Origin of the sequence: Pseudomonas carassii, from assembly GCF_036324045.1 — a bacterium.
Classification (GTDB): Bacteria; Pseudomonadota; Gammaproteobacteria; order Pseudomonadales; family Pseudomonadaceae; genus Aquipseudomonas; species Aquipseudomonas peradeniyensis.
The window spans coordinates 61577-82623 of record NZ_JAZDCT010000027.1; the positions used below are offsets into that span (position 1 = coordinate 61577).

The following is a 21047-nucleotide window of genomic DNA, read 5'->3' on the forward strand; positions in this document are numbered from 1 at the left end:
TGGTATTTGTCGTGTGGCCTGCTTGGCTCACGGTGAACCGAGGGTGATGCAAAACTGTTCAGGCCGGGCAGGCGTCCAGGTAGAACGCATGCATCGAACGCAACCGCTGGCGGATCTCTTCGACCCATACCTGCGGAGCATGCACATGGATGTTGTCGTTGAGCCCGAAAATCCACCACAGCGTCTCGCGGTCCAGAGCAACCTTCGCGTGCAGGCGTTTCCAGTCCCGGTCAGGCAAGTCGCTCAACACCTGCTCATGACTGAGGGGCGTCTCTCGAAGCAGGGCGGCGATCTGCGGGTGGATATCGGCGACCAGTTCCACTTCGGTAGCGGATTGGCGCAGATTGAACACGCCGCTGGCGATGTAGTCGTCGACATCGAACGCGCTGTACAACCGTGCAGGTTCTTCGAGGAGCTCGATCTGCTGGATGCGGTGCAAGGCGAACTGGCGTAGATCGCCGTAGTCGTCGACGGTGGCAATCAGGTAGCTGATCGCATGTCGGGACACCAGGCCTGCCGGGTGCAGCCGAAACTGCCTTAGGGCATCCTTGCTGCGGCTTCTGTAGGTGACTCTCAGCTGTCGACGTTCTAGCAGCGCGGTAGATACCTGCGTCCAGGCCTCTGGCGCGATTGCCGCAGGCAACAGAGTCTTGCCGTTGGGTAGCGCGCGTACCCGGCGCGCCCAATCCGCCAGGCCGTTGCCACCCAGGCCGTGCAGGTAGTTACGAGCCCTGCGGAACTGCGGTCCCAGCTGATCCAGAACCGACTGGGGCAACAAGGCTTGCAGGTGGTTCTGCGACAGGTAGAGGGCCAGGGCAGTGGGAGCATCCATGTCCTCCAGCTGCAGTGGCGCATTGCGTGTGAAGCTCCAGCGAAACGGCATCTCGCTGTCATCGCACAACAGGGAGAAGGGGATAGACAGGCGATTCAGGTCGCGCTGGATGGAGCGCAGGGTCACTGAAAAGCCACGATCGCGGAGTTTTTCCAGCAACGTGGGGGTAGCAATACGCTGGGGTTCAGTGGGAATCAGACGTAGCAATGCGAACAGTCTGAGCAGCGTGTCCTTCGCTTGAGACATCGAAAACGACCTTGTTCTGAGTAGTCTGGGACCGGGTACGGCCTTCAGCTATGTCGATCGTAACGCTGAGTGGTGGCCGTATGCCAGCTTTAGATGGCGATTCAAGGGCATGGGCAGTGCCTTCGCCCCGTGCTACTCCGCTCATTGGCGTTGTGCCTTTTCGCGTTTTAGTTCGCTGAACTCGTGGTACCACTCGAGGCCTTTCTTCAGCACCACGGCAAAGCCGATGATGGCAAACAGGTTTTTCATATTCAGGTGCTCTTGGGGGAGTGGGGGTAGTCTTGACCAGGAGGGCGACAAGCTGCGTCGCGATACTCAGGAGCCAGCACGCTGGAGATTGGTGCTCGAATGCAGGGTTCTAGTGGCGTCCTGGCTGGTCGAAGCGGCTTCTTCGACATTCTGCGGCGAGGCCTTGAAGGCTTTGTGCATGGGGCGCCGGGAGTTTGCTATCGCTCTCGGGCGACCAGGAGATTGAAAGGGCCAATCCCGTGTTCTGTCTGTGGCACTGCGCAAGGAGATAACGATCCTTCACAGGCTCAGGATCGTCGCAAAGCTGCTGCCAGCGCGACGGTCAACATCACACCCACGCCCATGGCCAGGCTGATGGTCACGGCAACCCCCAGCCGCTCCAGCAACCCCGCCATCGCCAGGTAGAACGCAATCACCCCCACCGCGCCAATCGCATTGCCCCTGACCATCGCCGCCATCCCGGCCCGACCGCCCTGCACATGAGCGAACACCACCAACGGCCAGGCAATCACCGGGATCGGCGCCAGCATCCCGCTGGTCGCCGGCCCCAGCCAGCTGGCCAGGCTGGTGGTGACCATCAGCAGCGAGGTGGCGGACACCATGCGCAGGGGGATCTCCCAATACCGGTGTCGGGGACGGGCGAGGGTGTCGGGCTTGGGCTCGCGGCCGCTGGCGCGGATCAGCACGCCGATCAGCAGCAGCGCCACGGCCACCGACAGGTACAGCCCACCCCAGTGGGTGAAGGCATAGGCCGCCAAGCCATAGAACAGGATTGCCAGCGCGACCGCCGGAGCGATGCCGACCCTGCGCGTGGCGAACAGGTAGACGGTGTAGGTGGCCTGCACCGCCGCCAGCCCACCCAGCGCGCCGGGCACCGCGCCCAGGGCGAAGCCCGTGCCTTGTTCCAGGCACAGGAAGGTCATCACCAGGGCCGAGGTGATCGGCAGCCCGGACAGCAGCCCGCCAAGCAGCCCGCCCCAGCGCCGCGAGGCAAGGGAGATGGCCCACATCAGCAGTGGGGTGACCAGGAGTTTCAGGTAGAAAAGGGTCATTGCACGGGGTTCCGGTTCTGCAAGGGTGGCGCCCGCCGTCGGCATTGGGTGGGGCGCGGGTCAATCAGCCGCGGCTGGCCTCCAGTGCCTGGGCGAGGTCGGCGATGATGTCGTCGCTGTGCTCGATGCCGATCGACAGGCGCACCATGTCGCGCGGCACGCCGGCTTTCTCCAGCTCTTCGTCGTTGAGCTGGCGGTGGGTGGTGGAGGCGGGGTGGCAGGCCAGCGACTTGGCATCGCCGATGTTCACCAGGCGCACCACCAGTTGCAGCGCATCGATGAAGCGCGCCCCGGCCGCCTGGCCGCCCTTGATGCCGAACGACAGGATCGATGCAGGCTTGCCGCCGGTGTAGCGCCGGGCCAGCTCGTGCTCGGGGTGGTCCGGCAGGCCTGCGTACTTCACCCAGGCTACCTGGTCGTGCTCCTGCAGGTAGCGGGCAACCTTGAGCGCGTTCTCGGTATGGCGCTCCATGCGCAGGGCCAGGGTCTCCAGGCCTTGCAGGATCAGGAAGGCATTGAACGGCGACAACGCGGCGCCAGTGTTGCGCAGCGGCACCACGCGGCAGCGACCAATGAAGGCGGCGGGGCCGAAAGCCTCGGTGTAGGTGACGCCGTGGTAGGACGGGTCGGGGGTGTTGAGCAGGGCAAAGCGTTCCTTGTGATCGGCCCAGGGGAACTTGCCCGAGTCGATGACGATGCCGCCGATGCTGGTGCCGTGGCCGCCGATGTACTTGGTCAGCGAGTGCACCACGATATCGGCGCCGTGCTCGAACGGGCGGCAGAGAATCGGCGTGGCCACGGTGTTGTCGACGATCAGCGGCACGCCATGGCGGTGGGCCGCCTCGGCCAGCGCGGCAATATCGACGATGTTGCCGGCGGGGTTGCCGATCGACTCGCAGAACACCGCCTTGGTGCGTTCGTCGATCAGCGCCTCGAGGGCGGCGATGTCGTCGTGGGCGGCGAAGCGAGTGGTGATGCCCATGCGCGGCAGGGTGTGGGCCAGCAGGTTGTAGGTGCCACCGTACAGCTTGGCCACCGAGACGATGTTGTCGCCGGCCTCGGCGACGGTCTGGATGGCGTAGGTGATGGCGGCCATGCCCGAGGCCACCGCCAGCGCGCCGACCCCGCCCTCGAGTGCGGCCATGCGCTGCTCGAGCACGTTGTTGGTGGGGTTCATGATGCGCGAGTAGATGTTGCCCGCGACCTTGAGGTCGAACAGGTCGGCACCGTGCTGGGTGTCGTCGAAGGCGAACGAGGTGGTCTGGTAGATCGGCACGGCCACCGCCTTGGTGGTCGGGTCGGGGCTGAAGCCCGCGTGGATGGCGAGTGTTTCCAGCTTCATGCGGTCGTTCCTTGAGCGTGGGGTGGAAGCGGTTGAGCATGGGCTGGGGCAGCGCTGGCGGTCAAGGGTCGAGGTTCAACGTTGCGTCGAGGGCACCTGGCGCCGTTGAGTCTCTTCCTCGAGATAGCCGATCAGCGCGGTCACTTCGGTTTCGCCCAGGCGCATGTTGGGCATCGCCAGCTGGTTGTACTGCGCGTACAGCAGCATCGCCAGCGGGTCTTTCTCCGCCAGCATCCGGTCCGGTTCCATCAGCCAGCGTTTCAACCACTGCTCTTCGCGCTGTCGGGTGACGCCCAGCAGATCCGGGCCAATGCCGCGGGTGGCGCCGGGCTCGGCCTCGCCCAGGGTATGGCACGACGAGCAACGGGTACGGAACAGTTGTTCGCCGGCGCTCGGCGGGCGGATATCCGGGGCCTGGGTGTAGTCGAGGCGCTGGGCGCTGGCGGTCTTCCAGTTGTGCAGGCTGTTGGCCAGGCGGTCGGCGAGGATGTACGGGCTTTCGAAGGGCGAGGCCTTCATCCAGCGGCCGGTGGCCTGGTTGCCGATGATCAGGCTGAGGTTGTGGTCCTTGCTGCGACCGTTCTCCAGGCCCTCGATGTACAGCCCGAGGCTGCGGCGCAGTTGTTCGATGTCGGCGGCTTCGCCGGTGAGCAGGGTCCAGCCGGGGCCGATGGCGAACTTCTCGGCGTAGCGTTTGAGGGTGGCGGGGGTGTCGTTGTAGGGGTCGATGCTGATCGAGTAGATGAAGATGTCCTGGCCCACGCGCTCGCCCAGCAGCTTCTGCACCTGGCGCAGGCGCGCGGTTTCCACCGGGCAGGAGTCGCCGCAGCCGGTGAAGATGAAGTTGATGGCCACCACCTTGTCCTTGATCAGGTCGTCGAAGAAGCGCACCTGCTGGCCGTCCTGGGTGAGCAGGGGGATGTTGGGGAAGTAGTCGGCGCCCCAAGGCGTGGAGGGCGTTGCGCGGGTGCTGGGGGGCAGCGACCAGGAAAGGCTGAGGGTGAGCAGCAGCAGGAGCAGCAGGCGGCAGAGGCGGGGCATGGTCTGACCCTCTTGGGTTGGCATGAAAGGGCCGCGTAGCGGCCCCTTGCACGACGTCACTTGATACTCAGCGGCACCGTCACGCTCTGCCCCAGTGCCGACTTCACCGTTACCGCCGGTGGCGAGGCCGGGCCGCTGCCGGTGGTGGTCACCGACAGCTTCCAGCGCGCGCCGCTGCCGCTGGTGGTCAGGGTCGCCAGGCCCAGGTCGAGCGGCCCGCTGGTGGTGTTGGTGGAGACCCGGATGCTGTTGCCGGCGGCCACCGTGGTGGTCCCGGCGATTTCCCAGGTCCAGCGGCTGTTGCTGCGTAACTGCACCGTGGCGCTGCTGACCTGGATCTGGTCCATCGGTACCGCCGGCGAGACCGCGATGCTCACGGTGGCCGGCGCCAGCGACTCGAGGCCCTTGGCATCGCGCGCGGCGTAGGTGAAGCTGGCGGTGAATGCCGTGGCGACCGTGGCCGGCGGGGTGTAGGTCAGCTGGGTGCCGTTGCTGCTCACCGTGCCCTGGCCAGAGTCGGGCTGGGCCAGGCTGCTGATGCTCAGCGGCAGGTTGCCGTCTGGGTCGGTGTCGTTGGCCAGCACGTTGAGCACGATCGGCTTGCCGGCCATGGTCGCGGCGCTGTCGTTCACCGCCACCGGCGGTTTGTTGCCGTCGTTGCCGGTGCCACTGCTGGCCGTGCGGAAGGTCGGCAGGGCGGCGGAGTTGACGTATTCCACGCCATCCCAGCCGGGCAGCGGCGTCGGCATCAGCTGGAACTGGCCGGGGTGCTCAAGGTCCCAGCGCAGCAGCATCGAGGTGTCCTCGTGCTGGGTGTTGTGGCAGTGCTCCATGTAGGTGCCGGCGAACTCGCGGAAGCGAATGGCCATTTCCACTTCTTCCGACGAATCAGCGTCCGGGCCGATGCGGTAGACGTCCTTGCGCGCCCATTTTTCCCATTCCGGCGGCGCCTTGCCGTCGCGGCTGAGGATCACCCCTTCCTCGAAGTGCACATGCACCGGGTGGCTCCAGCCGTTGCCACCGTTCTTGATCTTCCACACTTCCAGGGTGCCGTCGCCGCTGAAGCCCGCGTCGCTGGCTTCGTTGGCCAGTTGCGGGGCGGCGCTGATGCGTCGCGGGTCCATGGTGTAGCCGAAACCGCCGTCGGTCTTGATGGTCCAGGGCGTGCTGTCGGTGCCGTCGGAACGGCCGAAGAGGAACTCGCGGTGGCGCGCGGCCTTGATCTTGACCTGATCGCTGGCGCTGTTGCGGTCGATGGGCAGGGGGATCATCACCAGGCCCGCGGCCTTGCCGGGCTTGGCCGGTTCGTACAGGCTCGGGTCCATGCTGACGTCCTGGCCGGTGTAGGGCTGCACGATCAGTTGCATGAACTTGCCGACCACCGGGTCGCCGCCATCCCATTCCGGGCCGTTGCTGGTCTGCCTGATCACGGGTTTGTACTTGCCCGACAGCACATCGGCCAGGGCGATGGGCTGTTTAGGGCCCTTGCCGGTCTCGTGTTCCATGAGGTTGACGAAGTACAGCTTGTCGCCGACCTTGATCCCGTTCTTGGCGAAATTGATGATGATGTCGTAGCGCTCGGCAATGCCCTGCAGCGGCATGATGGCGTTGTTGTCCTGCAGGTTGCCGTCGCCGTTGAGGTCCAGGGTGCCGTCGAACGGCACGGCGTGTTCCATGATGTTGCCGTCGTTGGCGATCATGTGGAACGGCACCCGGGCGTAGGAAAGGTTGGAGCCGGTCGGGCCCTTGAACTCGCCGCTGGTGCCGGCGATTTCACGCACCACGGCAAACTTGAAGTAACGCGACACCGAGCCGTTGAGGATGCGGAAGCGGTAGCTGCGTGCACGCACCTTGAGCTTGGGCTGGTACTGCCAGTTGACCAGGATCTGGTCGCCGAGGAAGCCGTCGGTGTTGAACGGGTTGAACCACAGCTGGCCGTTGGCGTCCCAGGCCTTGTCGGCGATCAACAGGTTGACGTCGTAGTCGCGGTTGCCCCAGGGCATCGCCGCGCCACTGGGGAAACGCAGGTTGACACCGTCCTGCAGGGCTTCGTTGCCGCGGTCGATGGCCGAGTAGTAGTTCATCATCACCGCGTTGCCCTTGTAGACGTTCTGCGCGGTGAAATCGAGCATGTGGTCATGGAACCAGTGGGTGCTCATGGTTTCGCGCCAGTCACCGCGGATCTTGATGCTGCCGTTTTCGCAGGTCTTCAGGCCTGGGGAGGCGTCGTTGACGAACAGGGTCTCGCCTGGCGCGCAGGGGAAGGCGGCGCGCGGGTCCTGGGCGCGGGTGTTGATGGTGTCGTAGCCGGCCAGCTGGATCGGCCAGCGGTAGTCGTAGTACTGGCCGGGGAAGAAGTAGGCGTTGGCGAAGCCGTCGCTCTCGGCCGGCGAGTGGCCGTTGTGCTCGTGGGTGGAGAGGGTGTGCAGGCCGAAGCCGTTGTTGGCCGACGGGTCGATCGGCAGGGCGTTGTAGTGGCGCATCAGCACCGGCTGGCCGTAGCGCACCATCAGCAGCTTGACCGGGAAGGTGCCGTCGAAGGTCCACAGCGCCTTGTGCCCTTGCAGGGGCATTTTCGGGTGGAAGCGGGTATCGATGCCCTTGGTGGTGCCCAGGGTAGTGGGGATGTCGGAGGTCTGGTAGTACAGCCCGCCCGGGGCGAACTCACCCTTGGCGTAGTTGTGCAGTTGCTTGCGGTCGCGCAGGCCCTGGTTGATGCGCGCCCCGGCCTGGGCGGTCTTGAACGCGGCCTGGGGGTAGAACTCGTTCCAGCGCTGGTGCGACCAGCCCTTTCCTGGCGGCCGGCCTTCGGCGGGCGAGCCGACCCCGCTGCGGTTGAGGAACATCTCGATCTGCGCCTTCCACGGGTTGCGGTCGAGCACGTTGGCGTACTGCGACGGGAACGGCGTCAGCCCCGGCTGGGTCAGGAACGCCTCCAGGGCGTTGCCGTTGGGGCCGCTGCGGGCGGCGTAGTCGGGGTCCTGGGCGGGGGCCGCGCCGATCACGGGCGGCGGAAAGGTCATGGAGTAGGGCGGGGTGGCCGGGTCGAGTTTTTCCGGGCCGAATTCTTCGAGCAACAGCAACTGCTGGGTGAACGGCTCGGCGCCGAACAGGGGGCTGGGCTTGCCGTTGGTGGGGTACTTGCGCGAGGTCTGCAGCGCGGGGGGCAGCACGTTGTTGCTGGTCACCGTGGCGCGGGTGCCGTAGACGCCATTGGTCAGCTCCAGCGAGCCTTCATTGGCCTCGGGCATTGTTTTCAAGGCCTCCAACGCCGCCGCCTGGTCCTCTGGCGTGGCGGGCGGGTCGCTGTAGGCGGAAGGATCGGTGGGTGGTGGCTGGCTCACGTCGTCGAGCGACCCGGCGACCGCGCTGGCCAGCCCCAGGCTGAGCAGCAGTGCTGTGAGGGAGGACAACCTGAACACCTGGGTCGATGTTGCAGCTGGTTTCTTCATTGCCGTATGCCCCGTGTTGTGCAGACTGGCATCTGTTGCCACTCGAGGAGCGGCGATGTGCCTTGAACAGGGGTCAGCAACGGCTGTGCCAAGCGGTAAATGGCCAAACGCCAGTTGTTTCAAGATGTTGCGGTGTTGCGAACGAGAAACGCTCAAGGTGTTGCCGCAAACCTGGGGCTGGACACCCATTGCTGGGTGGGGAATGCTCCCCAGCCGATGTCATCGATCGTCGCAGGGAGCCCACATGGATCCGCTCTATCTCATCGCCCTTGGCGCCATCGTCGCCGGTTTCGTCCAGGGCCTGTCGGGCTTTGCCTTCGGCATGGTGGCCATGTCGTTCTGGGCCTGGGGGCTGGAGCCGCGGGTGGCGGCTGTGCTGACCGTGTTCGGCAGCCTTACCGGGCAGTTGATCGCGGTGTTCAGCGTGCGTCGGGGCTTCAGCTGGACGTTGCTGTGGCCCTTCGTGCTGGGGGGCCTGGCGGGGATTCCGCTGGGTGTGTGGGTGCTGCCTTACCTGGACATGCTGTGGTTCAAGGCGGTGTTCGGCACGCTGCTGGTAGTGTGGTGCCCGCTGATGCTGCTGGCGCCGCGCCTGCCGCGTCTGCAAGGCGGGCGCCTGGCCGACGGCGCGGTGGGCATGGTTGGCGGGGTGCTGGGCGGCATCGGCGGCTTTACCGGTACCGTACCGACGCTCTGGTGCACCCTGCGCGGTTTCGAGCGCGACACCCAGCGGGCGGTGATCCAGAACTTCAACCTGTCGATGCTGGCGGTGACCATGCTCACCTACCTGGGCAGCGGGTTGGTGACCCCGGCGTTGCTGCCGGCGTTCGCGGTGGTGGCGTTGGCGATGGCCGTGCCGACGCTGCTGGGCACGCGATTGTACCTGGGGATCAGTGAACTGGCGTTTCGGCGGATCGTGCTGGGGTTGCTGACCTTGTCCGGGGTGGCGATGCTGGTGGTGGCGGTGCCGGGTTTGCTGGCGCGGGGTTGATGCGGCCGATCGCTCTCCCCTGTGGGAGCGGCCTTGTGTCGCGAAAGGAGCGCAAAGCGGCCCCGTGATCTGTGCATGTACGCCAATACCCCGGGGCTGCTTCGCAGCCCTTTCGCGGCACAAGGCCGCTCCTACAGGGGGAGCGCGTACATGCCGATCTTCGCGCAAGACCGCTTCATCACAGGCAGCCAACCCTTGCCCGAACCCGGTGTTCTTGGCACCCTTGCCTGCCTTGCGTCTTGTCACCCCTGTAAAACAAGGAACCCTCAAGGTGAATTGGGAAAAAGTCGGTAAATCCCTGGTGGGCCTGCTGGCCCTGGTCGCTTTCGCCGCCACGCTCTATGCCGTGCTGCGCGAAGACGACCGCCTGCAGGCGCGCCTGACCTACGCCCATCTCACCTACCCGGGCCAGTTCAGCGAGCGCATCAGCCAGGCTAACGACCTGCTCAAGTACGAGCGGCTGCACACGCAGATCAGCGAGATCGGCGCCGGCGCCCTCAGTCATCCGCAGATCGACAAACTGGTCGACCTGGCCCAGGCTCCCTACCTGCAACTGTTTGCCAGGCCGTTCGAGGCCGGGTTGGTGGATCACCGCACCGGCCTGCTCATCGAGCTGTACAACCCCGCCCAGGCGCCGCTCAAGGCCGTGCACATTCGCTTGCCGGCCAAAGGCCTGGTGCAGGTGCGCGACGCCGCCGGCAACGACACGCTGGTGCCGACGCCCACCAGCAGCATCGACCTGCCGGCCATCGACGGGGTGAGCGAAAGCAAGGTCTGGGTGTACTTCGACGCCGACTATTCGCAGATCCGCCAGGGCGGGATCAGCATCCGCGATGCCGACGGCAGCGCCGATATCCAGGTGACCCGCGAGGTGGTGGGGTTCCCGGCGCTGCTGGCGCGCTACAGCCAGGTGGTGGTGGCGGTGTTCGTCGGGTTGGTGCTGGGGTTACTGGCATTGGCCTATGCATGGCTGGGGCGGGCAAGGGCAGCGAGTATTTCGCATCCTCTGTAGGCCTGTCTCGGAATTAAATAAGAATCCTACGGCAGTCATGGCCGATGCACAGGGGAAACCAGTGGCAGTCCTCAACCATAATCGCGTCATGGGCTATAGGGTGCCCGCTGAACTCTACGAGGCGATGATGGAACGACAGGAAGAGATCGAACTGGTGGCATTGGTCAAGGCGCGCGCGGGAGAGAAAGGTATCCCGGTCGAGTTGGATGACCTATAGGCTACTTTCTGCTGGTGCAGTTACAAATTATATATCAACCCCAGTTTGATTTTGGATGTCAGGGGTTGCGTACTCTGGACGTGTGCTCCTGTAATGGGGGAAACGAGACCGGTTCGTAGTGAAAGAGGGCGTGACGGCCATCACTTTTCTTAAATGGATTTTTAGTGAGAACTTCAAATTTTAGGTGTGGGTAAATACTGCCTTTAGGGGCTTTTTTAATTTTTGTTCTACTTGCAGGGGAGCCTTTGTAGGCTGTAACGTGCTGGCCAACCAAATTTGCGATATCTTGAGCAAATGCTTGTCCAGTGTCTGGGTTTATATCGGCAGAGTGGCAGCCGGTTATGTTAATGGGGAACTTGTCAATAGGAAGATTCTTGTTTCTGGCAAAGTCCACAAATCCTTTTGCATCGTAATCTTTACCACCTATGACTGCGTATCCTGGTTTAGCATGAAAGCTAAAATTCAGTGTTTCGGGGTTGTCGACCGAGGGGGTGAAGAATGCGAAAGAAAAGCTGTCGTCAGAAAGGCCTACGAATGGACCATAGTAACGGTTTACCGAGTCATTCTTAAATTTTGGGGTATTCCCCGACGGATCAGAGCCGTTGATTGGGTCCCCCAAAACGAAGCAGTATGCGTTGATGCCTCCTTCGTCAAATGGGCTTTTGGAGTCGGGACTATGAAAGCGCCTGAGGATGTAGTTGTATGCACGGCGGCCATTTCCCAAAAGATAAAAGCTACCCGATGGCTCAATCTTGTCGCCTTTAAATCCCACAAGCAGAAAGCGTATAGGAGGTAAGTGCCCATAGGCGTCAAAGCTAACGTATTCGGGTTGGTGGCGGTTGTGTAGAAATACTGGTGTTCTAGAGTCGTCCGTTGCGTAAAGGAGGGGCTCTCGCTGCACCGCATCGATGTCTAACATCGGACGTACCTACTGAGGCTGAGGGGCGGCGATGGAGTTAAAGTAAATACTACGCGCCTAGTATCTATGAGGTCGCCGTTGTCGAGTTTTTATTTGTACACGTTGGCAGTTCTAACGCAACTGTCAAAAATGTCAGGTCACCTTGAGCGCAAGGTGTTGTTGCAGGCTTTCTAGAAACAGCGCTTCCGCACGGCTCATGCGTTGGTCCCTGTTCCACAGCAGGTGGATGTCCACGTCGGCAATCCCCTCGTGCGGCGGCAGTTTCCACAACAGCCCCGCGTCTACATCCGCCGCCACCACATGCTCGGGCAAGCAACCGATGCCGAAACCGGCAATGACCAGGCGGCGCACCTCTTCCAGACTCGGAGACGAGGCGACGATGCGCCCGGCGAAGCCCTGCTGGTCGCGGAAGATGGTCAGCGGCGAAAGCATGCCGCCGATCTGGTCGCTGGTAAAACTGACAAAGTTCTCCCGTTGCAGGTCGCCTTCGGCCTGGCCGAACAGCCCGTGGTGCCTGCCACAGAAGAACGCGTAGCGCTGGCGCAGGAACAGCCGTTGCTCCAGCCGTGGCTGCGGCCGACGGTTGAGGCTCAGGCCGGCGGTGGCAGTCTTTTCCTGCAGCGCGGCGACGATGTCGGAGCTGCGCATTACGTCGATCTCCAGCTCCACCCGCGGGTGCTGGCGGTGAAACTCGGCGAGAAAATCATCGAAGCGTTCGCTGACGATGCGGCTGATCATCAGCAGGCGTACCTTGCCTACCAGCTCGTCCGCCGGCTGCTCCAGCAAGCCACCGATCTGCGACATCTGCCCGTACACCTCGCCGGCCAGCTGGAACAGTTGCTCGCCCACCTCGGTCAGCACGAACCGCGGGCCGCGACGGGCGATGAGCTGGCGTCCGAGCTGGTCCTCGAGGCGCTTGAGCGCCTGGCTCACGGCCGGCTGGGTGAGGTGCAGGCGGGCGGCGGCGCGGCTGATCGACAGCTCCTGGCCGATGACGCGGAAGGTGCGCAGCAGGTTCCAGTCGAGGCGATCGTTGAGCAGGCGGTCGGACATGGTCGGGCTCGATAATAAGCGTGGTTAATAATTCGAATAATAAATAGAAAATTGAATTATAGGCCTTGGCGATGAATCATCTCCAGCAGTGCAGGCCTCATCGCGGGGCAAGCCCGCTCCCACCAGTGCCTCCAGGTCTTGATGGAGACACAGGCCCCGCGATGCGGCCGCCCAGGCGCCGCCAGAGCGCTACCGTGACCCGAAAACTCCTGCCAGAAAAACAACCAAAGGAGCCACCCATGAAGCCCACCGCTTCGCCCCAACCGCGCCGTGCCGCCGCCGCCGCGTTCATCGGCACCATGATCGAGTGGTACGACTTCTACATCTATGCCACCGCCGCCGCGCTGGTGTTCGGCGCCTTGTTCTTCCCCTCCGACAACAGCCTGTTCAGCACCATGGCCGCCTTCGGCACCTTTGCCGTGGGCTTCTTCGCCCGCCCCCTGGGCGGCATCGTCTTCGGCCACATCGGTGACCGCATCGGTCGCAAGAAATCACTGGTCATCACCCTGTTGATGATGGGCGTGGTCACCGTCGCCATCGGCCTGCTGCCGACCTACGCGCAGATCGGCGCCACCGCGCCGGTGCTGTTGATCCTGCTGCGGGTGGTCCAGGGCATTGCCGTGGGCGGCGAGTGGGGCGGGGCAGTGCTGATGGCCGGCGAGCATGCGCCCAAGGGGCGCCGCAATTTCTTCGCCTCGTTCGCCCAGCTGGGCAGCCCGGCGGGCCTGATCCTGTCGCTCTTGGCGTTCAGCGCGGTCACCCGCCTGCCGGAAGACGACCTGATGAGCTGGGGCTGGCGCGTGCCGTTCCTGGCCAGCGCACTGTTGCTGCTGGTGGGCCTGGCGATTCGCCTGGGGGTCAACGAGTCGCCCGAGTTCCTCGCCAGCCGCGCGCAGGCCGAGCAGGCCCGGCGCAAGGAGCAGGCGCCGGTGCTGGAGGTGCTGCGTACCGCGTGGCGACCGCTGCTGCTGTGCATCGGCGCCAACACCCTGGGTATCGCCGGGGTCTATTTCACCAACACCTTCATGATCAGCTACACCACCCAGCAGTTGCACCTGGAACGCTCGCTGATCCTCGAATGCTTGTTCTTCGTGGCGATCATCCAGTTCTGCGTGCAGCCCCTGGCGTCGTGGGTCTCGGAGAAGCTCGGCGCCACGCGCTTCCTGGCGCTGGTCGCGCTGCTGGCGATGGCCTCGCCGTACCCGATGTTCGTGCTGGTGAGCAGTGGCGAAGGCCCGCTGATCGTGCTCGGCATTGCCTTGGCGGCGGCGTGCATGGCGTCGTTCTACGCGGTGATCGCCGGGTATGTCAGCGGCATGTTCGACACCCGCGTGCGCTACACCGCCATCTCCCTGGCCTATCAGGTCTGCGGCGCCATCGCCGGGGGGCTGACCCCGCTGATCGGCACCTGGCTGGCGCACAGCTTCACCGGCCAATGGTGGCCGATGGCGGTCTTCTACAGCCTGATCGCCTGCACTTCCCTGGTCTGCGTGCTGGCGCTGACGCGCCGGTACGCCCGTAGCCGGCAGCTCGAGCTGGCCTGAATCTGGAGTATCCACAATGTTGAAATGCAATGGCGAACGCCTGTGGGCGAGCCTGATGGCCATGGCCGAGGTCGGCGCCACCGCCCGTGGCGGCAGCTGCCGCCTGGCCCTGAGCGACGAGGACAAGGCCGGTCGCGAGCTGTTCGGCCACTGGTGCCGCGAGGCCGGCTTGAGCCTGAGCGTGGATGCCATCGGCAACCTGTTTGCTCGTCGCCGGGGCACCGACCCGCATGCCGCGCCAGTGATGATGGGCAGTCACCTCGACACCCAGCCCGAAGGTGGGCGTTTCGACGGCGTCTACGGCGTGCTGGCCGGGCTGGAGGTGGTGCGCCGCCTGAACGACCTGGGCATCCGTACCTGCAAGCCGCTGGAGATCGCGGTGTGGACCAATGAGGAGGGCGCCCGTTTCACCCCGGCCATGTTCGGTTCGGCGGTGTTCACCGGTACCTTGCCGCTGGCGCAGGCCCTGGCGATCCGCGATGCCGACGGCATCAGCGTCGCCGATGAACTGGCGCGTACCGGTTTTGCCGGCCAGCGCCCGCTGGGCGGCGCCGTGGATGCCTATTTCGAGGCACATATCGAGCAAGGTCCGATCCTCGAGGACAACGCCAGGAGCATCGGCGTGGTCAGCGGCGGCCAGGCGATCCGCTGGCTCGACGTGACCGTCGAGGGCATGGCCGCCCATGCCGGCACCACGCCGATGAAGCTGCGCAAGGATGCCTTGTACGGCGTGGCGCGTATGATCCAGGCCATCGAACAGCTGGCCACGGACTTCGCTCCCGAGGGCCTGACCACGGTCGGTGAGCTGAGCATTGCCAAGTCTTCGCGAAACACCATTCCGGGCGTGGTGCGCTTCACCCTCGACCTGCGCCACCACCGCGACGAGGCCATCGACGCGATGGAGCGCGACATCAGCCTGCAACTGCAGGCCATTGCCAACCAGCGCGGCCTCACCGTGCGCATCGAGCGCCACTGGGTCAGCCCGGCCACGCCGTTCGATGCCCAGTGCGTGGCCGCCGTGCAGCAGGCGGTGGATGGCCTGGGCTACAGCCAGCAGTCCATCGTCAGTGGCGCCGGTCATGACGCGATCCTGCTGGCGCGCTTCTGCCCCACGGCGATGGTGTTCATCCCCTGCGTCGGCGGGCTGAGCCACAACGAAGCCGAGGACGTGCTGCCCGACGATGCCCGCCAGGGCGCCGATGTACTGCTCAACGCCGTGCTGGCCCGTGCCGGCCAGGTTGCCGAAGGAGAGGCCTGATGCGCTGCTATTTCCACCCCGAACAACTGCTGCACCATCCGCGCAGCTATTACTCCCGTGGCGCGATGCGCACCCCGCAGGAGGTGCCCGAGCGCGCCCAGCGCCTGTTGCAGGCCGCCAAGGACCTTGGCTTCGACATTCGCCAGCCTGCCGATGCTGGCCTCGCGCCGCTCAAGGCCGTACACGGCGAGGCCTACCTGAGCTTCCTCGAAGAAGCCCATGCGCGCTGGAAAGAGATGCCCGAGGACTGGGGCGACGAGGTGATGTCCAACATCTTCGTGCGCGAACCCAACGCCCTGCGCGGCATTCTTGCCCAGGCTGCTCGCTACCTGGCCGATGGTAGCTGTCCGGTGGGCGAGCACACCTGGCGCTCGGCCTACTGGTCGGCGCAGAGCGCGGTGGCTGGCGCCCAGGCGATCATCGATGGCGAACCCGCCGCCTATGCCCTGTGCCGTCCGCCGGGGCACCATGCCCGGTACGATGCCGCCGGTGGTTTCTGTTACCTCAACAATGCCGCCGTGGCCGCCCAGGTATTGCGAAGTCGCTACGGCCGCGTGGCGATCCTGGACACCGACATGCACCACGGGCAGGGCATCCAGGAGATCTTCTACGAGCGCGACGATGTGCTGTATGTCTCGGTGCACGGTGATCCGACCAACTTTTATCCCGGCGTGGCGGGCTTTGCGGACGAGCGTGGCCAAGGCGCGGGGGAGGGCTGCAATCTCAATCTGCCAATGGCCCATGGCGCCAGCGAGGCAGACTTCATGGCGCAGCTCGAGGTCGCGCTCGAGGCGGTGAAGGCATTTGCTGCCCAAGTGCTGGTGTTGTCGCTGGGCTTCGATATCTACGAGCTGGATCCGCAGAGCAAGGTGGCGGTAACGACCGACGGTTTTGCGCGGTTGGGGGAGCGGATACGAGCGCTGCGGTTGCCCTGCCTGATCGTGCAGGAAGGGGGGTATCACCTTGAGAGCCTGGACGCGAATGCGCGGGCGTTCTTCTCTGAAACACAGGATTGGCGATAGGCCTATCGCGGGGCAAGCCCGCTCCCACCGTTGTGATACAACCTGTGGGAGCGGGCTTGCCCCGCGATTGCGGTGGTAGGGGTGTTACACCCCGCCCCGGCGAACATGCTTGACCAACACCTTCTCCAGCAACTCCCACATCGCCGGGTCGGTACTGAACGCCACATTGAAGCGCATCCACCCGGTGGCCTTGGCGTCGACCATGAATAGCTGCCCGGGGCCGAGCATGATGCCTTTCTCCAGGGCATCGTCCAGCAGCGCGGCGCTGTCGGGGATCGCCGGATGGCGGGTCCAGATATACATCCCCTCGTCCGATTCGATGAACAGCTCGAAGCCCAGCCGGTGCAGGTGCCGGCCCACTTCCTGATGCGCCTCGGCCAGGCGCTGGCGCAGGCGCTTGAGGTGCTTGCGCCAGCGGCCGTCGATGATCGCGGCGTACACCACCCGTTCCATCACCTGCGAGGTGGTCAGGCCTGAGCGCATCTTCAGGTGCAGCAGTTGCTGGGTAAGCTCCGGGTTGGCCAGCAGGTAGCCGACCCGCACGTTGGGCGAAATGCTTTTCGAATAGCTGCCCACGTACACCACCTGCTGCAGGTGGTCGAGGCTGGCCAGGCACGGCAGCGGGTCTGCGATCATGTCGGCGTAGAGGTTGTTCTCCACCAGGCGGAAGTCATGCTGGCTGGCCAGTTGCAGCAAACGGTGCAGTTGCGCCAGCGGGGTGCGCGAGCAGGTCGGGCTGTGCAGGTGTGGCTGGGTGAAGAACGCGGTGGGGCGGTGGTGGGCCAGCAGGCGCTCGAGCTGGTCGAGGTCGTAGCCCGCCGGGGTGCGCGGCACGCCCACCAGTGTGGCGCCCTGGGTGCGCAGGATGCTCATCAGGTTGGGGTAGCCGGGGTCGTCCACCAGCACCACGTCGCCGGGCCGCACCAGGGTGCGCACGGCCAGGTCCAGCGCCTGGCTGGCGCCGTGGGTGAGCATCAGCTGCGCCGGGTTGGCAACGATCGACAGTTCCTGCTGCAGGTTCTGCGCGGTCAGCGCACGCAGCTCCGGCAGGCCCAGGGGGTCGCCGTAGCCGGACAGCTCCAGCGGGCTGCCGGCCACCTGGCGCAGGCCGCGACGCAGGCCTTCCTCGTACATCCAGTCGTTGGGCAGCCAGCCGCAACCCGGCTTGAACGGCAACTGACGGATCTCGAAGATCTGCTGCAGGTACCACTCGGAGTTGAAGGTGGGACGGCTGGTGTCGACCTCGACGTTGTGCTTGTCCAGCAACTCGTTCGCCGCACGATTGACGAAGAACCCTGCATTACCCTTGCTTACCAGCAAGCCCTGGGCCACCAGCCGGTCGTAGGCCTCGACCACGGTGAAGGTGCTCACCGAGTAGGTCGAGGCGAACGCCCGGATCGACGGGACCTTCGCCCCCGGCTTGAGCGTCTGGTCGTCGATCAGCGCGCGCAGCCCGTCGATGATCTGGTTGACCAGCGGGGTGGAGGAGTCCGGATGGAGCTGGAGCATTCGGGGGCCTTCAGGTGTGCGCGGCGACAGGCGCCTGCAGGGGTATCGCGGGTGTATTGCATCGGCGGCCTGTACAGTGCAGTGCGTTTTTCATGCCGCTGTGCATGGCTCTATGTGTTCGACATTTTTACATTACGTGTCAGATATAGCCAACACAGCACGTACCAGCGCCATGAATAATCACAACATCGCTGCTTTGCCGTCGGGGTTTCCCCCGCGCCGTCCTTTCGCCTGGCCGGGCACTTCTCGCCCGTCCCCAGCATGGTTCAGTTCGTCCAGAGGGTTGCCTCTGGCCGCGTAAGCAGGCCGCCACGGATGGCCTGCGTGTGCTCGCGCACACCTCCCTGCCCGCAGTAGCACTGATGTACAGGTGAGACCGATAACCATCGGGGTTTCACAGTTTTTCCTTGGATAAAAAGAAGCACGGGGTAAATAACTGATGGACGCAACATCCACATCCACCACCGCGAAGGATGGGCACGAGAGCAAGCTCAGTGCCTCGCTCAAGTCGCGCCACCTGACGATGATGTCGATCGCCGGGGTGATCGGCGGCGCCTTGTTCGTCGGTTCCGGCAGCGTGATCCACAGCGCCGGCCCGGCCGCTGTGCTTGCATACCTTGCCGGCGGCATCCTGGTGGTGCTGATCATGCGCATGCTCGGCGAGATGGCGACTTCCTCGCCGGACACCGGCTCGTTCTCCACCTACGCCGACCGCGCCATCGGACGCTGGGCCGGTTTCACCATCGGCTGGCTGTACTGGTGGTACTGGGTGATCCTCATGGCCTGGGAAGCCTATGTGGCGGGCAAGATCCTGCACGGTTTCTTCCCCGACGTGAGCGTCAACGTGTTCGTGCTGGCCACGACGCTGCTGCTGATCACCGTCAACTTCTTCAACGTCAAGCACTACGGCGAGTTCGAGTTCTGGTTCGCGTTGATCAAGGTGGTGGCAATCGTCTGCTTCCTGGTGGTGTGTACTGCCGCGGTGATGAACATCTGGCAGTTCGGTGAAGTGCGCGGCATCACCCACCTGACCGCCGAAGGTTTCATGCCCAACGGCATCACCACGGTGATCGGGGCCTTGCTGGGGGTGATGTTCGCCTTCCTCGGCGCCGAGATCGTCACCATTGCCGCCTCCGAGGCGAAGGATCCGGCCACCCAGATCGTCAAGGCGACCAACTCGGTGGTGTGGCGGGTGTGCCTGTTCTACGTTGGCTCGATCTTCCTGATCGTCTGCCTGGTGCCGTGGAACGACCCGCAGCTGGGCGTCTCCGGCTATGGCGCCTACCGTCGTACCTTGGAACTGCTGGGCGTGCCGTATGCCGAGCTGCTGATGAACTTCGTGGTGCTGACCTCGGTGAGCAGCTGCCTGATCTCCGGCCACTACACCGCCTCGCGCATGCTGTTCTCCCTGGCCCAGCGCGGCGACGCGCCGCGCCTGTTCAAGTTCACCCGCACCGGTACCGGCGTGCCGGTGAATGCGATCATCGGCTCGTGCCTGGTGGCGGTGTTCTGCGCGCTGATCAACTTCAGTGACACCCTGCGGCCGAAGGACGTGCTGGAAACGCTGATGAACACCACCGGCATGATCGCCCTGCTGGTGTACCTGGTGATCGCCTTCTCGCAGCTGCGCATGCGCCGCAAGCTGATCGCCGAGGGCAAGGAAGTGCGCCTGAAGATGTGGCTGTTCCCGTGGCTGACCTACCTGGTGATCCTGTTCATCGTGGCGGCCCTGGTGACCATGGCCTTCATGCCTGACTACCAGATCCTGGTGATCTCCACCGGCATCGCCGCGGCGATCGTGGTGGCCATGGGCGTGGTGCACCAGATCCGTAGCGCCAAGCGTCACTGATCGCGGTCGTGCCGCTGACGGCGGCCGGTCCCTCTTGAGGGATCGGCCGTTTTCGTTTGTGGGCAAAGCCTTGTTCGCCAGTCAGATCATCCTTACGTTGCAGCATGCCGACATGGCTTATGCTGCACACAATTGCCCTACGAGGAGTCGCCCATGGCCTGGTCCGCCACCCAGTATTCGTTGTTCGAAGACGAACGCACCCGCGCCGTGCGCGATCTGCTGGCCGCCGTGCCGGCGCGTCCGGCGCGGCACGCCACGGACCTGGGTTGCGGTCCGGGCAATTCCACCGAGGTATTGTTGCAGCGCTGCCCCGATGCCCAGGTCCTGGCCCTGGACAGCGATCCGGACATGATCGACAAGGCCCGGCAGCGGCCACGGCTGAGCATTCCCCGGGTGCGCTGCGAGATTGGCGAGATTGCCAGCTGGACGGCCCACGAGCCCCAGGACCTGATCCTGGCCAACGCGTCGCTGCAGTGGGTGCCTGACCACGCCAGCCTCTACCCGCACCTGGTGCGGCAACTGAGCGAGGGCGCCAGCCTGGCCGTGCAGACCCCCGACAATCTCGACGAGCCGGCACACCGCCAGTTGCGCGAGATCGCCAGCCAGGGGCCCTGGGCCGGGAAATTCGCCGATTTCAACCTGCCGCCGCGGCACAACGCCGGTTTCTACTACGACCTGCTCAGCCCGCTGTGCGCGCGGGTGGATGTGTGGCGCACCACCTATCACCATCCGCTGGTCGGCGGCGCCGAGGCGGTGGTGGAGTGGTTCAAGGGTTCGGCGTTGCGGCCTTACCTGGCGCGGCTGGATGAGCAGGAGCAGGCGAGTTTCCTGCAGCTTTACTTGCAGGCCATGCAGCGTGATTACCCGCCGGCCAGCGATGGCAGGGTGTTGTTGCCGTTCCCGCGGTTATTCGTGGTGGCGACGCGCTAGGCGCCAGATCACGCAGGCGTAGATGCCGAGGTTGAGCAGCAGTACGATGGTGCCCAGCCACAGCTGGATTTGCGGGGTCAAGCCGGCGGGGTAGATCACTGGCCAGATGTAGTGTTCGACGAAGCCGCCGTGGTAGCCGGCGTCGCCGGCGGCATTGCGCAGGTGGTTTTCCCAGTCAGTCAGGGGGCACTCCAGGTGCAGGCCTTCCACGGCCAGGCCCCAGGCTAGGGCGGGGAGGTGGATCAGCAGGGCGCGGCGGCGCCAGAGCACCAACAGGCCGCCGAACAGGACCAGCAGGATGAACGAGAGGTGGAACAGGACCAGGGTGTCGGCGGCCAGGCGGTAGAACATGGTGGGTGGGGCCTTGCTGTTGGAGATGGGTTAGTTTGTCATGGTTTTTTGTTTTTGAGTTTTTGAGTTTTTGAGTTTCTGGGGCTGGGTGGTGGTTGTTTTGGTAGTTGTATGCGCATTCGTTTGCTATGTCGACGCTTATTCACCTTTCCGCCCTTACGGCGGGTTACTTTGGTCT

Annotated in this window: 17 protein-coding genes; 8 read left to right on the plus strand and 9 right to left on the minus strand. The window is 64.4% G+C overall.

The window, feature by feature from the left end; genetic code table 11:
- Positions 1 to 58: 58 nt before the first annotated feature.
- The 5 genes from V0R62_RS19100 to V0R62_RS19120 all read right to left on the minus strand — a co-directional run bounded on the left by V0R62_RS19100 (position 59) and on the right by V0R62_RS19120 (position 8214).
- On the minus strand, positions 59 to 1078 hold the full coding sequence (locus V0R62_RS19100; RefSeq protein WP_330104842.1) for a helix-turn-helix transcriptional regulator: 1020 nt from the start codon (positions 1076 to 1078) through the stop codon (positions 59 to 61).
- 536 nt (positions 1079 to 1614) lie between these two features.
- Positions 1615 to 2379 carry a hypothetical protein gene (locus tag V0R62_RS19105; RefSeq protein WP_330104843.1) on the minus strand — a complete coding sequence of 255 codons (765 nt, stop codon included), beginning with the start codon at positions 2377 to 2379 and terminating at the stop codon, positions 1615 to 1617.
- Between the two features lie 64 nt (positions 2380 to 2443).
- Complete coding sequence (locus V0R62_RS19110; protein ID WP_330104844.1) at positions 2444 to 3721, minus strand: bifunctional O-acetylhomoserine aminocarboxypropyltransferase/cysteine synthase; 1278 nt, start codon at positions 3719 to 3721, stop codon at positions 2444 to 2446.
- Positions 3722 to 3796: 75 nt separating this feature from the next.
- On the minus strand, positions 3797 to 4762 hold the full coding sequence (locus tag V0R62_RS19115) for an SCO family protein (RefSeq protein WP_330104845.1): 966 nt from the start codon (positions 4760 to 4762) through the stop codon (positions 3797 to 3799).
- A gap of 56 nt (positions 4763 to 4818) precedes the next feature.
- The gene (locus V0R62_RS19120) at positions 4819 to 8214 is read right to left on the minus strand and encodes an Ig-like domain-containing protein (RefSeq protein ID WP_330104846.1); all 3396 of its coding nucleotides are present in this window, start codon (positions 8212 to 8214) and stop codon (positions 4819 to 4821) included.
- Positions 8215 to 8458: 244 nt separating this feature from the next.
- Here V0R62_RS19120 and V0R62_RS19125 point away from each other — a divergent pair, with 244 nt between their 5' ends.
- From V0R62_RS19125 to V0R62_RS19135, 3 genes are all read left to right on the plus strand, one after another.
- On the plus strand, positions 8459 to 9205 hold the full coding sequence (locus V0R62_RS19125) for a sulfite exporter TauE/SafE family protein (protein ID WP_186734299.1): 747 nt from the start codon (positions 8459 to 8461) through the stop codon (positions 9203 to 9205).
- A 271-nt stretch (positions 9206 to 9476) separates the two neighbouring features.
- Complete coding sequence (locus tag V0R62_RS19130; RefSeq protein WP_330104847.1) at positions 9477 to 10217, plus strand: hypothetical protein; 741 nt, start codon at positions 9477 to 9479, stop codon at positions 10215 to 10217.
- Positions 10168 to 10434, plus strand: a complete 267-nt coding sequence (locus V0R62_RS19135; protein ID WP_330104848.1) for a type II toxin-antitoxin system Phd/YefM family antitoxin — start codon at positions 10168 to 10170, stop codon at positions 10432 to 10434. The genes V0R62_RS19130 and V0R62_RS19135 overlap by 50 nt, the downstream gene beginning before the upstream one ends.
- 58 nt (positions 10435 to 10492) lie before the next feature.
- Here V0R62_RS19135 and V0R62_RS19140 read toward each other — a convergent pair whose 3' ends face one another.
- Positions 10493 to 11353 (minus strand): RHS repeat-associated core domain-containing protein, encoded by an 861-nt coding sequence (locus tag V0R62_RS19140; RefSeq protein WP_330104849.1) that lies wholly within the window; start codon positions 11351 to 11353, stop codon positions 10493 to 10495.
- A 132-nt stretch (positions 11354 to 11485) separates the two neighbouring features.
- Positions 11486 to 12406, minus strand: coding sequence for a LysR family transcriptional regulator (locus V0R62_RS19145; RefSeq protein WP_330104850.1), 921 nt, complete (start codon positions 12404 to 12406; stop codon positions 11486 to 11488).
- A gap of 239 nt (positions 12407 to 12645) precedes the next feature.
- On the opposite strand from V0R62_RS19145, the gene V0R62_RS19150 reads away from it, so the two are divergent.
- Genes V0R62_RS19150 through V0R62_RS19160 form a run of 3 tightly spaced genes read left to right on the plus strand, consistent with a single transcriptional unit; the run spans position 12646 to position 16230 of the window.
- Positions 12646 to 13950: an MFS transporter gene (locus V0R62_RS19150; protein WP_330104851.1), complete on the plus strand. Its 1305-nt coding sequence runs from the start codon at positions 12646 to 12648 to the stop codon at positions 13948 to 13950.
- Positions 13951 to 13966: 16 nt separating this feature from the next.
- Positions 13967 to 15208 carry a Zn-dependent hydrolase gene (locus V0R62_RS19155; RefSeq protein WP_330104852.1) on the plus strand — a complete coding sequence of 414 codons (1242 nt, stop codon included), beginning with the start codon at positions 13967 to 13969 and terminating at the stop codon, positions 15206 to 15208.
- Positions 15208 to 16230 (plus strand): histone deacetylase family protein, encoded by a 1023-nt coding sequence (locus V0R62_RS19160; RefSeq protein WP_330104853.1) that lies wholly within the window; start codon positions 15208 to 15210, stop codon positions 16228 to 16230. The genes V0R62_RS19155 and V0R62_RS19160 overlap by 1 nt, the downstream gene beginning before the upstream one ends.
- A gap of 84 nt (positions 16231 to 16314) precedes the next feature.
- Here the strand turns inward: V0R62_RS19160 and V0R62_RS19165 are convergent, their stop codons facing one another.
- The gene (locus tag V0R62_RS19165; protein WP_330104854.1) at positions 16315 to 17739 is read right to left on the minus strand and encodes an aminotransferase-like domain-containing protein; all 1425 of its coding nucleotides are present in this window, start codon (positions 17737 to 17739) and stop codon (positions 16315 to 16317) included.
- 439 nt (positions 17740 to 18178) lie between these two features.
- Between V0R62_RS19165 and V0R62_RS19170 the strand changes: the two genes are divergently transcribed.
- Together V0R62_RS19170 and tam are read left to right on the plus strand one after the other, a co-directional pair.
- On the plus strand, positions 18179 to 19588 hold the full coding sequence (locus V0R62_RS19170; RefSeq protein WP_050705243.1) for an amino acid permease: 1410 nt from the start codon (positions 18179 to 18181) through the stop codon (positions 19586 to 19588).
- Between the two features lie 153 nt (positions 19589 to 19741).
- Entirely contained in the window at positions 19742 to 20518 is a 777-nt protein-coding gene (gene tam, locus V0R62_RS19175) for a trans-aconitate 2-methyltransferase (RefSeq protein WP_330104855.1), read from the plus strand.
- Here tam and V0R62_RS19180 read toward each other — a convergent pair.
- The gene (locus V0R62_RS19180) at positions 20495 to 20869 is read right to left on the minus strand and encodes a DUF2784 domain-containing protein (protein ID WP_330104856.1); all 375 of its coding nucleotides are present in this window, start codon (positions 20867 to 20869) and stop codon (positions 20495 to 20497) included. The two genes, tam and V0R62_RS19180, sit on opposite strands and share 24 nt — an antisense overlap.
- Positions 20870 to 21047 lie beyond the last annotated feature (178 nt).

Bases quoted from the DNA above. Each gene is read 5' to 3' on its own strand.
- V0R62_RS19165 (WP_330104854.1), bottom strand. From the start codon at position 17,739: ATGCTCCAGCTCCATCCGGACTCCTCCACCCCGCTGGTCAACCAGATC.
- V0R62_RS19120 (WP_330104846.1), bottom strand. From the start codon at position 8,214: ATGAAGAAACCAGCTGCAACATCGACCCAGGTGTTCAGGTTGTCCTCC.
- V0R62_RS19140 (WP_330104849.1), bottom strand. From the start codon at position 11,353: ATGTTAGACATCGATGCGGTGCAGCGAGAGCCCCTCCTTTACGCAACG.
- V0R62_RS19145 (WP_330104850.1), bottom strand. From the start codon at position 12,406: ATGTCCGACCGCCTGCTCAACGATCGCCTCGACTGGAACCTGCTGCGC.
- V0R62_RS19160 (WP_330104853.1), top strand. From the start codon at position 15,208: ATGCGCTGCTATTTCCACCCCGAACAACTGCTGCACCATCCGCGCAGC.
- V0R62_RS19115 (WP_330104845.1), bottom strand. From the start codon at position 4,762: ATGCCCCGCCTCTGCCGCCTGCTGCTCCTGCTGCTGCTCACCCTCAGC.
- V0R62_RS19135 (WP_330104848.1), top strand. From the start codon at position 10,168: ATGCATGGCTGGGGCGGGCAAGGGCAGCGAGTATTTCGCATCCTCTGT.
- V0R62_RS19105 (WP_330104843.1), bottom strand. From the start codon at position 2,379: ATGACCCTTTTCTACCTGAAACTCCTGGTCACCCCACTGCTGATGTGG.
- tam (WP_330104855.1), top strand. From the start codon at position 19,742: ATGGCCTGGTCCGCCACCCAGTATTCGTTGTTCGAAGACGAACGCACC.
- V0R62_RS19155 (WP_330104852.1), top strand. From the start codon at position 13,967: ATGTTGAAATGCAATGGCGAACGCCTGTGGGCGAGCCTGATGGCCATG.
- V0R62_RS19100 (WP_330104842.1), bottom strand. From the start codon at position 1,078: ATGTCTCAAGCGAAGGACACGCTGCTCAGACTGTTCGCATTGCTACGT.
- V0R62_RS19170 (WP_050705243.1), top strand. From the start codon at position 18,179: ATGGACGCAACATCCACATCCACCACCGCGAAGGATGGGCACGAGAGC.
- V0R62_RS19125 (WP_186734299.1), top strand. From the start codon at position 8,459: ATGGATCCGCTCTATCTCATCGCCCTTGGCGCCATCGTCGCCGGTTTC.
- V0R62_RS19180 (WP_330104856.1), bottom strand. From the start codon at position 20,869: ATGTTCTACCGCCTGGCCGCCGACACCCTGGTCCTGTTCCACCTCTCG.
- V0R62_RS19150 (WP_330104851.1), top strand. From the start codon at position 12,646: ATGAAGCCCACCGCTTCGCCCCAACCGCGCCGTGCCGCCGCCGCCGCG.
- V0R62_RS19110 (WP_330104844.1), bottom strand. From the start codon at position 3,721: ATGAAGCTGGAAACACTCGCCATCCACGCGGGCTTCAGCCCCGACCCG.